We start from the raw sequence: 12,582 nt of genomic DNA, 5'->3' as shown, positions 1-12,582 counted from the left end.
TTTCTTATAAGCATATAAAACATCTTCTATCATAGCGTTGGGACAAATATAATTAAAATCCCTCAATGAGTGCTCATTTTATGCAAATTCAGCACTCATTGAGGGATTTAATAAGAATACTGCCCAATTATTCCGCATCGTAGATACCCACATTATTAATACACAGCGGACCACGTGAGTCCGTGATGCGAATACGTATACCGTCTGTAAGCAGCGTTTCAAAGCGTAGCAAACGTTTATAGCCGATGGTAGTGGTTTCTTCGTCCAAGCGTACAGGTTGCCAAGCACCCGCTTCGTCTTTGTATTCCACGACAAAGGACTTCACTCGCTGGCCAAGCGGAATATACTCTTGCAGAAGGATGCGGTTCATCCGCTGAGAAGCATCAAATAAGAATTCGATATCAGCCGCATTCACTCCATCTTTGGTAGCCCAATAAGTATCGTAATCACCGTCCGTCATGGCAGCTGCTACAAACTTACCGCCCCGCTCGTCAGATACTTTCGGAGAGATGCCCGCCACCAGGTTTGTCTTCAGTTCCTGCAGGATAAGTTGATGGAACCTGACAGCATTGGCAGAGTCCGTCGGATGGATTAACCCGTTCCTATCGACAGGGAAGTTTAGCAGCAGTGTACCGTTACGTCCCACACTGCGGTAGTACAAATCGACCAACTGCTCGGGCGTCTTTACGCGATCATCTTCTTCGGGATGATAGAACCATCCCGGACGGATGGACACATCACATTCTGTTGGAGACCATTGGTCACCGTCTATATGCCCCAGTTGCAATTCGTCGGCATGCGGATAACCAGGGTAGACTACTCCCTTGCGCAGGAACGCCCAGTTGGTAGTGGCGGCAAAACCTTTTTCATTGCCCACCCAGCGGCATCCGGGACCTCCATCGGAGAAAATCACGGCTTGCGGCTGAATACTATCCAGCATTTCGTAAATACGCGGGTAATTGTAGTAGTTTTTACGATCGATGGTACGCGTTTCTTTGGCACCGCCATACCAGCCGTCACCACCGTTGGCACCGTCAAACCAAACTTCAAATACTTCGCCATAATTGGTAAGCAAGTCATGCAGTTGGGCGTAGTAATAGTCCAGATATTCCGGCGTGCCATAATTCGCCTGATGCCTGTCCCACGGAGAAAGATATACGGCAAACTTCAACCCGTGTTTCTTGCAGGCATCCGCCAACTCGCGCACGATGTCTCCTTTTCCATCTTTATAGGGGGAATGGGCGACGTTGTAGTCCGTACCCTCGAAAGGCCAAAGGCAAAAACCGTCATGATGCTTGGCAGTAAGAATCACCCCTTGCATACCGGCATTCAGCAAGGTTTTCACCCATTGCTCACAATCCAGCTTAGCAGGGTTAAAAGTAGCGGGGTCGGAATCGCCATATCCCCACTCACGGTCATTAAACGTATTCAGTCCGAAGTGAATGAACGCATACGTTTCCATCTTTTGCCACTCCACTTGTTTAGGTTCCGGAACTGGCAAAACAGGGTCTGGGGCTTTTACGTCCGGCGATGCACAAGAAGCCATAACAATGACTACGGCAGAACACAGCAATAAGTTCAGAGGTTTCATAGTATGATCGTTAATTAGAGAATGGCAAAATTAAACAAAAAAATCTGTAGCAAAGAATCTCTGCTACAGATTTTCATTCAAAGCTAAAGTATGCTGTTTTACTTATTCGGTGTTTCCCACTTCTTCGTATCCATACAAACTACATTCATCACCTGATTGCCTGCCTGAATACGGAAGTCGCCTTGCTCCAGAATCCACTTACCGTCGTAACCAACGAAGGCAAGGTCGGAACCTTTCACCTTCAGGGTGACGGTCTTAGTCTCACCGGGCTTCAGTTCTACCTTTTCGAAAGCACGGAGGCGACGATTATCGGGAGTAAGGGAAGCTACAAGGTCACTACTGAAGAGCAGGACGCTTTCTTTACCTACACGATTGCCGGTATTCTTCACGTCAACGCTGAAAGTCAGTACGTCGTCGGCAGTGAAGTTCGGTTTATCTACCCGGAGGTTACTGTAGTCAAAAGTAGTATAGCTCAAACCGTAACCAAAAGCCCACTGTACAGAAACCTGGGCATCGTAGTTATAAGCACCTTCCATCTGCTTGCCGATGTGTTCGCAAGGCTTGTAGTCATAAGTAATCAGAGAATTGATTTCTTTCGGATAAGTGAAAGGCATCTTTCCGCTGAAGTTAGCATCACCCGCCAAGAGGTTAGCAAGAGCATCGCCACCATAGTTACCGGGGAGCATGATGTTGACAACAGCTTTGGCAAGCGGTTCGATGTCGGCTATCAGACGCGGACGTCCCTGGTTCAGAATCAGGATGATGGGCTTGCCCGTCTTGGCAAGGGCTTTCACCAGGTCGAGTTGGTTCTGAGAGAGGAAGAGGTTGGTCAGATTTCCCGGAGTCTCGCAGTAGGAGTTCTCGCCGATGCAGGCTACGATATAGTCAGCATTGGCGGCAGCAGCAACAGCCTTGTCGATTTCGGGAGCGTTTTCATCCCACCAGTTTCCACCTTTCTTATAGGTAACACCCGGTTCGTAGACGATGTTGTCGGCACCGAACTTGTTGGTAAAAGACTCGAGGATAGTATTGTAAGCAGCACCACATTCGTCAGCCTTGTCGCCTTGCCAGGAGTAAGACCAGCCACCGTTGAGAGTACGGATGGAGTTAGCATTAGGGCCAGTGAGCAACAGCTTCTTGCCTTTGGCAAACGGGAGGATGCCATCGTTGTTCTTGAGGAGAACCAAAGATTCTTCAGCAGCATGGAGAGCAGCGGCAGCATGTTCGGCACCACCGAAGAGAGGGAAGTCCTTCAAGTCGTAATACGGCTTCTCGAACAGATTGAGTCGGTACTTCAAGCGCAATACGCGGCGAACGGCATCGTCGATACGGCTCATGGGTACTTCACCTTCCTGCACCAGCTCTTTAAGAAGCGGACAGAATTTCCAATCATACGGGTCCATCGACATATCAATACCGGCATTGATGGCAAGCTTGATAGCTTCCTTCTTGTCTTTGGCAATGTGGTCGCGCTTCCAAAGGTTATCAATATCCGCCCAGTCGGTCACAATCATACCGTCCCAGTTAAGGTCTTCCTTCAGCCATTTGGTCAGCAGTTCGTAGTTGGCATGGAAAGGCAAGCCGTTGTTCATGGCAGAGTTTATCATAACGGAGAGTGCGCCGTTGCGAACCATCTCAAGATAAGGCGCAAAGTGTTTCTCACGCATATCCTGCTCGGTAATGGACGACGGGGTGCGGTCTTTTCCCGATACGGGGACACCGTAACCCATAAAGTGCTTCATACAAGCGGCAACACTGTTTGTACCTATGCGATTGGGGTCATTGCCCTGAAAGCCGAGAACTGCTTCACGGCCCATCTCAGCGTTGACGTAGCAGTCTTCACCATAGTTTTCCCACATGCGCGGCCAGCGCGGATCACGGCCCAAGTCAGTAACAGGGGCATAAGTCCAGGGAATGCTTCCGGCTTTGGTTTCGTAAGCAGAGATTTCGGCACCACGACGGGTCAGCTCACGGTTGAAAGTGGCACCCATGTTGACGCCTTGCGGAAAGAAGGTTCCACCTAAAGTATAGGTAGTTCCGTGTATCTGGTCCACACCGTAAACGCAAGGAATACCGATTTCTTTCATGGACTTCTCCTGAATGCGTTTAATGATTTCCTGCCACTTCTCCGGAGTCTGTGCCACACCGTTGGGCACGTTGAGAATGGAGCCGACTTTATACTTACCAATGACACTATCGAGCATCGCTTCGTCTATCTGGAAGCCTTTCTGACTTTCGATGCCCTGAATGCGCATATATATCTGCATCAGTACGTCTTGTGAAGGCATGCCTTTGGAGAGGTCGAACTCTTTCTCCAGTTTGTAGCGTTTCAGCACTTTCTTAAGGTCATCTACCTTAAAATTCTGCGGGTTTATGCCGGCAAAGGGGTTGGTACGTTTTTGCAGAAGGTCGATGGTAAGTTCGCACATCTGGCCGACCTTCTCGTCAAGAGTCATTTTCTTCAACAGCGTCTCAATCTGCTGTTCTATTTTCTCGTCTCTCGGAATAGCCGGGGCTACGGTTTGTGCTGCGGCGGTAAATACGAGCCCGGACAGGGCCAGGGATAAGATTAATTTTTTGTTCATGGTGTTGATATTGGTTTAACGCGTGCAAAGATAATAACATCCTGCCATACCAAAGGGTATAACAGGATGTTATTTAGGGGTCAGTTTGTTATTTTTTCAGCAAATTGAGGGGTGTCTGCAACTTCAAGATGTCGTTTGTCTTTTGTGTTGCGGCAGCCACGTCGGCACCCAGTGCAGCTTTGATGTCGCGAGAGGAAGCACCAATGAGGAACTTATAGTTTCCGGCGTCCACTACCCAGGAAGAAGAAGCTTCGTCATAGGAAGCCAGGTCGGCAGCCTTCACGGTCAGGGTGACGGTGGCAGCTTCGCCCGGTTGCAATTCGCGGGTCTTGGCGAAAGCTTTCAGTTCTTTTTCAGGCTTCTCCATGGCAGCGTTGCCCGGAGCAGATACATAGAGCTGAACCACTTCCTTACCGGCAGCCTTGCCTGTGTTCTTCACGTCGACGGTGACGGTGTAAATACCGTTATCAGCCTTAATAGCCGGATTAGCGTACTCGAAAGTCGTGTAGCTCAAGCCATAGCCAAAGGGATAAGATACTGCTTTTCCGAAGCTGTCGAAGTAGCGATAGCCCACGTAGATGCCTTCTTCGTAGTCGGTATAGTCCACGTTCTTCACGTCGCTCTTCTTATCGCCGGCATTGGTGATGTCGATGTTGGCAGTCATGTCGATGGGGAAGTTGGCAGAAGAGGCAGCATCGTCGAACTTCACAGGGAAGGTCATCGGGAGCTTGCCCGAAGGAGAAGCTTTGCCGCTCAGCACGTCGGCCACGCTGTTACCACCTTCTTGTCCGGCTTGCCAGGCGCAAAGGATGGCATCGGGTTGGGCTTTCCAGGAAGCAGTTTCGATAACGCCGCCGATGTTGAGCACTACAACTACTTTCTTGCCGGCAGCATGGAAGGTTTTGCATACAGCTTGCAACATCTCCGTCTCTTCCCGGCTAAGGTTGAAGTCAGAAAGCTTGCGGTCGAGGAATTCTCCGGAAGTACGGCCCAAAGTAATCAAGGCAACATCTGCCTTAGCGGCTTGCTCCTGTATCGTTTGCGGAGTCAGCGCCATTTCAGCGGGACGAACGTCGGGCATGAACCATTCTTTCTTGGTCTTGGCAAGGCGGTCTTTCTCAGAGGCAAGGTATTGTTCGTAAGCGGCTTTCAGGGCATCGTCCACGGTATAGCCGGCATTGTTCAGACCATCGAGCAGAGAAACCGTATAAGCACGATTCACATTACCGGAGCCGGTGCCGCCGGCGATGAAGTCATAAGAAGTACAGCCGAAGAGGGCGACGTTCTTCACGTCGGCCGCAAGCGGCAGGGCGCTGTTGTCGTTCTTCAGCAACACCATACCTTCGGTAGCGGACTGGCGGGTAACGGCAGCATGCGCTTTCAGGTCGGGCTTGTTGGAGAATTTATAACCCTTGAAGTGAGGAGTTTGGAGAATCATCTCAAGGATACGTTTCACGTTGCGGTCGAGGATGGCCTCATCCAGCCGGCCGTCCTTCACGGCTTGCACAATGGCTTCGTACTGCTTGTCCGTACCGGGTTGCAGCATATCGTTTCCGGCTTCCATTTGGGCTACGACGTTCTTGCCGCCAAACCAGTCGGTCATCACCATGCCGCCGAAGCCCCATTCGTCGCGCAAGAGGGTGGTAAGCAATTCCTTGTTTTCGGAAGTATAGATACCGTTGAGGTAGTTGTAGGAAGACATCACCGTCCAGGGTGCAGATTCTTTGACTGTTATTTCAAAGCCCTTCAGATAGATTTCGCGCAGGGTACGGGGAGAGATGTGAGCATCGGTACCCATACGGTTGGTCTCCTGGTTGTTGGCAGCGAAGTGCTTGATAGAAGTACCTACACCGTTGCTCTGTACACCACGCACGTAGGCGGCAGCAATCTTACCGGCCACGACGGGGTCTTCGGAGTAGTATTCGAAGTTACGTCCGCACAGCGGATTGCGGTGTATGTTCAAGGCAGGAGCCAACAGCACGTCGGCACCATATTCCAGCACTTCGTTACCGATGGCCTTACCTACGTTTTCCACCAGTTCCTGATCCCAGGTAGAGGCAAGCAGTGTGCCGATGGGGAAATGGGTACAGTAATAAGTGGCAGAGTCGCCGTCGCGTGTAGGATTGATGCGGAGTCCGGCGGGTCCATCGGCCAGAACGACGGCAGGAATACCAAGACGTTCGATGGGATAAGTGGTTCCGGCAGCACCGGGCACCAGTTTGCGGGTTTCGCCAATCACGGCACTATCGCCGGAGAAGCCGGCCATGCCGGTACCGACTATCAAGTGACCTTTTTCCTCAAGGGTCATGGCGGCAATGACATCGTCCAAAGATGCCTTGCCAAGCTGGGGCACACTGGGACCGCAGGAAACGAGGGCGGCACCAAGCGCTATGGAGAATAATTGTTTTTTCATTCTTCTTTTTAATAAATAGTAGGTTAATCGTTTTTACTTGAACAACAGCGGAGCAAATTCCGTCAGATAAATGCGCCAGTTCTTCCAGATATGTCCTTCGCCGGTTTCGTAATAGGTATATTTATATCCCTTCTCGTCCAGCATCTTACGATAATCCTCGTTAGCCTTGTAGAGGAAGTCGGTCTTGCCGATACCAATCCAATAGAGCGCCGGTTTCTTGGCAAACTGCGTGGCAAGCTTGCTTTCCATATCGTCGTAGATAGGAGACTTCACACTCTTATCCGCCATAATAGCAGCAGAGAACAAACCTACGTAATTGAACATATCGGGATACTGCTTGGAGATATGCAGCGAGTGATATCCACCCATAGACAAACCGGCAATGGCACGGCCGGACTTGCTCTTGATGGTACGGAAACGCTGGTCGACAAACTTCACCACATCAGGGAAAGCCGTCTCAAAAGAACCCTCCATCGTCTTGGGCAACTGCATGCTTGGAGCCGTAAAGCCGAGTGAAGACTCACCCGGAGCAGCTTCCTGCGCTGCATTGCCGTTGGTCATGACTACAATCATCGGTTTAGCCTTGCCTTGTGCAATGAGGTTATCGAGAATCTGCGAGGTACGCCCCAGGGCAATCCATGCTTCTTCGTCGCCACCCATACCGTGCAGCAGGTAGAAGACAGGATAACGCTTGCCGCTTGTCTCATAGCCTGCCGGAGTATAGACCGTCAGCCGGCGGTCCATGCCCAGCGTCGGGCTGTTGTACCACATACGCGATACCGTTCCGTGGGGTACATCATTCACCTTATACAAGTCGGCACGTCCGCCGCCGATGATGAATACATTTGTCACGGTAGCTACGTCACGAATCATATAAACATTGGCAGGATCCATCATCCGCAGGCCATCCACAATAAAAGAATAGCTGTAGAGTTCGGGAGCCAGCGGTTCGGGAGTAGTAAATTCCCATACCCCGTCTTTATCCTCAACCAGTTCGCCTATACCCGGTGCATCAAACTCGCCATACGGAGTTTTCATCTTCTGCGTAGGCAGAAAGTCGCCGGTCACCTGTACGCGCACTGCCTTGGGTGCTTTCAGACGGAAGGTAACTGTGTTGTTGTCGTGAACCTCGGGAGAAACTACCGGAGCACCTCCCCAAAGAGCCTGCTGGGCAAATGTGATAGTGCACATCAGCAGGGCAATTGCTAAAAATGAAAGTCTTTTCATACTTATTCTGTTATTGATAAATGTTATTTTAAAAGTCTTATTGGAATAATTTAGGAGCAAATTCCGTCAGGTAGATGCGCCAGTTCTTCCAGATGTGTCCTTCGCTGCTTTCCAGGTATTCGTACTTGAATCCGTTCTTGTCCAGCAGGTGGCGGAAGTCTTCTACCCCCTTGTACACGAAGTCCGTGTTTCCGCAGGCAATGAAGTAAAGCGCCGGTTTCTTGGCGAACTGCACTTTCAGCTTGCCTTCAAAGTCGGTATAAACGGGGCAGGTAGACTTATCGTTGCCCGTACTGGCACCGGAGAAAAGTCCTACATAATCGAACATATCGGGATAATACTTCGAGATGTTGCAAGAATGGAAGCTACCCATTGACAAGCCTGCAATGGCACGATTCTTTTTGTTGGGAATGGTACGGAACGTCTTCTCTACAAACTTCACAATCTCCGGGAAGGAAAGTTCGAAACCGCCTTCGGGTGCTGCGGCGCGTTCGGCCGGACGCATGCTGGGAACGGTGAAACCTGCAGGCGACTCGCCAGGAGCAGCTTGCTGCCAGGCATTGCCGTTGGTCATGACTACAATCATCGGTTTGGCTTTGCCTTGTGCAATGAGGTTATCCAGTATCTGAGAGGTGCGTCCCAGGGCAATCCATGCTTCCTCGTCGCCTCCGGCACCATGCAGCAGGTAGAATACCGGATAGCGTTTGCCGCTGGTTTCATAGCCCGCGGGAGTGTAGACTGTCAACCGACGATCCATATTCAGCGAAGGGCTGTGATACCACATGCGTGATACGGTGCCGTGGGGCACGGCATTCACCTTATACAAGTCGGCACGTCCGCCACCGATGATGAATACGTTCGTCACCGTAGCTACGTCACGAATCATATACACATTGGCAGGGTCCATCATTCGCAGACCGTCCACGATGAAGGAATAGCTGTAAAGTTCGGGCTGCAAAGCCTCGGGAGTAGTAAATTCCCATACGCCTTCCTTGCCTTCGGTCAGATCGGTTACGCCCGGCACTTCAAACTCACCTTGCGGAGTCTTAACCTTCTGCTTGGGCAGGAAGTCGCCGGTAATCTGTACTCGCACCGCCTTCGGCGCTTTCAATCGGAAAGTAACTGTGTTGTCACTGTGAATCTCGGGGGAAACCACCGGGGCCCCTCCCCATAATGCCTGCTGTGCAAAAGTAATGGTGCACATCAGCAGCGCCATTGCAAAAAATGATAATCTCTTCATGCTATATAATTTAAAAAGTTAATACTTCACGAGAAAAACGAATTTCAGAACAATCCGACCTGCTTCCTACCTCCTTCTTACCCGGTTCCTACCCGAGTCTTACCTGATTCTTGTATTCTCCCACCCTATAGACACGAAGGAAACAGGGAGAAGGTAAGAAAGAAAAGAGAAATAGAACAGTCTCAGTCCCCTACTTTCCGAAGCAACGACTCACGAAAGGCAGGCAGGTATAAAGTGCCGAGTGCCAATACTCCGAGGTATGACCTCCGTCGCGTACACGGAATTGACAGGGTATACGTGCATCGCGCATAGCCTGGTAGAACTCGATATTACGGTCCAGCAAGAAGTCATCGTCTCCGCAGTCTACAAACCACTGCACCGTGCGCAGCTTCTCCTTGCGGGCATCGTCCGCCTCGGCCACATACTTGATGCAGTTGTGCTCCATCACCGATTTGGTAAGAATCACCATCTTGTCGTCCGGGTTTGCCGAAGGGTTCTCTGAACCGACAGGAATATTCATCAGTGCGCTCATGGCATAAGCGGCACAATACATGTCGGGATAGCGCTGCGCGTAGCTGGCAGTACCACCGCCGCCCATCGACAGTCCGGCAATGGCACGGTGCTGCTTGTCGCCTGTCACGCGGTAGGTCTTCTCGATGTAGGGTAGAAACTCCTTATAGAAGAAGTCCTCGTAGGCCCACCCGGGCATATTGAAATACCCGTTCCATGCCCCGGCGTAAATATTGCCACCGGCATTTGGCGATACGATAATCATTTCGCACGCTTCGCCAGAGGCAACCAACTGATCCATTACATCCTTGGCACGCTGGTCGTTGAACCAGCTGGTGTTGACACCCATCATGCCGTGCAGCAAGTAAAGGATAGGGTACGTTCTGTTTACGTCTGTTTCGTAACTTTTGGGCAGGTAGATGGTGAAGGCGCGATTCGCCTTCAAGATTTCACTATGAATGGAGTCTGTCACGACTTTGCTTTGAGGCCCCCAGCCCGGAGCCTGGGCATTTGCCGCCAGCATGATGCAGGCGGCAAATAATGAGAGTATAATTTTCTTCATGGTATATTTTTAATATGATATGCTACAAAAATAAATAAATTTTAGAGTAAAGTAGACTAATTTATATCTGTTTTTTCGCATTTCTCATCTCCTTACCATCGAATGCTGCGTAATGGGCAACTGTGCCTTCATGGCATTGTGCGTTTTCTGCTTACAAGCCTTGATAACTTTCTGCGTAACCGTACAACGGACATCGGCAGATGAAGCGGCAGCCATCCATTGATACTCACCCTTGGCCAACTCCCATGAACTTGTCTTTTCATTATAAGAAGCCATATCCATTGCGTTCCACTCCAGCGTCAACGTCTGGCTTTCACCGGGTTGCAGCAAGCGAGTCTTGCCGAAGGCTTTCAGTTCCTTGGCAGGCTTGTCCAGGCCACCTTTAGGCGCTTTGACATAAAGCTGCACAGCTTCACGTCCCGCCACCTTGCCGGTATTCTTCACGCTCACCTTCATCCGGCAACGGTCACCGTCCATCGCAGCCTCTTCCACCGCATAGTCAAAGGTGGTATAGCTTAGTCCGTGACCAAAAGGATAGGACACTTCTTTCCCGAAAGTATCGAAATAACGGTAGCCCACGTAAACACCTTCCTCGTAGAGGGTAAAGTCTACATTTCTTTCCGGTTCTTTCGGCTTCTCCTCTTTCTTGTCCGACTTGAAGTTCATACCGGTACCCATCGCAAACGACGGCATCCGAAACTCATAGTCGAAGGGGAAATTGGCATCCGACGGTGCATCGCCATACTTCACGGCAAACGTCATAGGCAGCTTGCCCGAAGGATTCACCTTGCCCGCCAGAACATCGGTAATGCTGTTGCCTACTTCCTGCCCGGGCTGGAAAGCGCAAACCACCGCATCCGCCAGTCCTTTCCATGAAGCGGTCTCCACCGGACTGCAGATGTTGAGAATCACTACCAGCTTCTTGCCGGCAGCACGATAGGCGGCAGACACTTGCTTAATCAAGGCAAGCTCGTTCTCCTTCAGATAGAACTCTTTCACACGACGGTCGCAACCCTCGCCACTGGTACGTCCCAATGTAAGAACAGCGATATCGTTCTCGCGAACCTGTGCAGCCATCTCTTCAGCAGAAGGCAGGAACTCCTCAGCACGGGGCGGTGCAGTGAACGAGAAGGGAGGTCTTCCTTTCGGGAAAAGCCGTTTCTGCTCATCGGCAAGATGCTTCTTATAGCGGTCCAACAGTTCTTTGTCCACTGCATAGCCTGCATTGCGCAGTCCTTCTACCATGGAGACGGTGTAATAGCCGAAGCCCGTACTGCCGAAACCCATACCGGCAGGAACCATGTCATACGAAGTGGTTCCATAGAGCGCCACTTTCTTGATATCGGCAGTCATGGGCAATGCGTCCTTGTTATCCAGCAGCACGATGCCCTCGGCACCCACCTCACGATCTACCTGCGCATGGGCTTTCAGGTCGGTTTCGTTGGGATAGTCATAACCTGCAAAAGTATGACTCTTCACAACAAACTCCAGCACACGCTTCACGCTGAGGTTAAGGAGCGCTTCATCCAACGTGCCGTTTTTCACGGCATCCAGAATGGCCTTATACTGGCGTTCCTGTCCCGGTTGCAACATATCATTTCCTGCTGCGATGGAAGCCACCGCATCTTTTCCGGCATTCCAGTCGGACATCACCAGACCTTTGAAGCCCCATTCATCCCGAAGGATGTCTTCGGTGAGTTCACGGTCTTCGCAAGTATATTTGCCGTTCACCTTGTTATAGGCAGTCATGATGCTCCAGGGCTGCGACTCTTTGACGGCAATCTCGAAACATTTCAGATAGAGTTCGCGCAAAGGCCGCTGTGTCAGCCGGGAATCGTTATTGTTGCGGTTGGTTTCCTGATTGTTCACGGCAAAGTGTTTCAGGCAAGTACCCGTTCCCTCGCTTTGTATGCCGTTGATATAGGCAGCAGCAATTTTGCCCACCAGCACGGGATCTTCGGCATAATATTCATGGTTGCGCCCGCAGAGCACATTGCGCATCAGGTTGACACCGGGAGCCAGCAGCACATCCATACCGTAGTCCTTCACTTCAGTGCCCAATGCTTGTCCCACCCGGTAGGCAGCATCGGGATTGAAGGTAGCAGCCACCGTGGTGCTTGAAGGAAATTCGGTAGCATGGTAGGTGTGGCTGTCGAATTCGCGTTTAGCGGCCATTGCCAGCCGATGCGGACCGTCAGCCAGATAAGCCGAAGGAATCCCGAGGCGGGGAATGTCGTAGGTGCGTCCGGCCGTGCCGGGGAATTTTGTGTCACCACCCATCGACATGCCGCAACCGATGACGAGATGCACCTTCTCTTCGAGGGTCAGGGCGTTGACTACTTCGTCGATGTTGTCGGCGCGCAATGTGGGCGTCGGCTGTGCATTCACAGCCAACGCCACGCAAAAGGTGAAAAGGGAAGTTAAGAGTCGCTTCATATTTTAGAATTATTATTC

General features: G+C 51.0%; 6 protein-coding genes and 1 pseudogene. All 7 read right to left on the bottom strand.

Annotated elements, in window-relative coordinates:
• Positions 1 to 133: 133 nt before the first annotated feature.
• A pseudogene (locus tag AAE250_RS01335) lies at positions 134 to 1,591 on the bottom strand (alpha-L-fucosidase); the annotation flags it as partial.
• A 98-nt stretch (positions 1,592 to 1,689) separates the two neighbouring features.
• A complete protein-coding gene (locus AAE250_RS01330; RefSeq protein ID WP_294595338.1) occupies positions 1,690 to 4,176 on the bottom strand; it encodes a glycoside hydrolase family 3 N-terminal domain-containing protein in 2,487 nt (828 codons plus the stop codon).
• Positions 4,177 to 4,264: 88 nt separating this feature from the next.
• Complete coding sequence (locus AAE250_RS01325) at positions 4,265 to 6,589, bottom strand: glycoside hydrolase family 3 C-terminal domain-containing protein (RefSeq protein ID WP_294595340.1); 2,325 nt, start codon at positions 6,587 to 6,589, stop codon at positions 4,265 to 4,267.
• Between the two features lie 33 nt (positions 6,590 to 6,622).
• A complete protein-coding gene (locus tag AAE250_RS01320; protein WP_294595342.1) occupies positions 6,623 to 7,816 on the bottom strand; it encodes an esterase in 1,194 nt (397 codons plus the stop codon).
• 37 nt (positions 7,817 to 7,853) lie between these two features.
• The gene (locus AAE250_RS01315) at positions 7,854 to 9,056 is read right to left on the bottom strand and encodes an esterase (protein ID WP_294595344.1); all 1,203 of its coding nucleotides are present in this window, start codon (positions 9,054 to 9,056) and stop codon (positions 7,854 to 7,856) included.
• A 190-nt stretch (positions 9,057 to 9,246) separates the two neighbouring features.
• Complete coding sequence (locus AAE250_RS01310; RefSeq protein ID WP_294595345.1) at positions 9,247 to 10,128, bottom strand: alpha/beta hydrolase; 882 nt, start codon at positions 10,126 to 10,128, stop codon at positions 9,247 to 9,249.
• An 84-nt stretch (positions 10,129 to 10,212) separates the two neighbouring features.
• Entirely contained in the window at positions 10,213 to 12,564 is a 2,352-nt protein-coding gene (locus AAE250_RS01305; protein ID WP_294595346.1) for a glycoside hydrolase family 3 C-terminal domain-containing protein, read from the bottom strand.
• Positions 12,565 to 12,582 lie beyond the last annotated feature (18 nt).

The sequence above is a fragment of the Bacteroides sp. GD17 genome, assembly GCF_038448625.1.
Taxonomy (GTDB): Bacteria; Bacteroidota; Bacteroidia; order Bacteroidales; family Bacteroidaceae; genus Bacteroides.
This window is presented reverse-complemented; position numbering and strand designations above follow the sequence as displayed.

Excerpts from the sequence above, each read along its gene's own strand:
- AAE250_RS01310 (WP_294595345.1), bottom strand. The coding sequence starts at position 10,128 with ATGAAGAAAATTATACTCTCATTATTTGCCGCCTGCATCATGCTGGCG.
- AAE250_RS01315 (WP_294595344.1), bottom strand. The coding sequence starts at position 9,056 with ATGAAGAGATTATCATTTTTTGCAATGGCGCTGCTGATGTGCACCATT.
- AAE250_RS01320 (WP_294595342.1), bottom strand. The coding sequence starts at position 7,816 with ATGAAAAGACTTTCATTTTTAGCAATTGCCCTGCTGATGTGCACTATC.
- AAE250_RS01305 (WP_294595346.1), bottom strand. The coding sequence starts at position 12,564 with ATGAAGCGACTCTTAACTTCCCTTTTCACCTTTTGCGTGGCGTTGGCT.
- AAE250_RS01325 (WP_294595340.1), bottom strand. The coding sequence starts at position 6,589 with ATGAAAAAACAATTATTCTCCATAGCGCTTGGTGCCGCCCTCGTTTCC.
- AAE250_RS01330 (WP_294595338.1), bottom strand. The coding sequence starts at position 4,176 with ATGAACAAAAAATTAATCTTATCCCTGGCCCTGTCCGGGCTCGTATTT.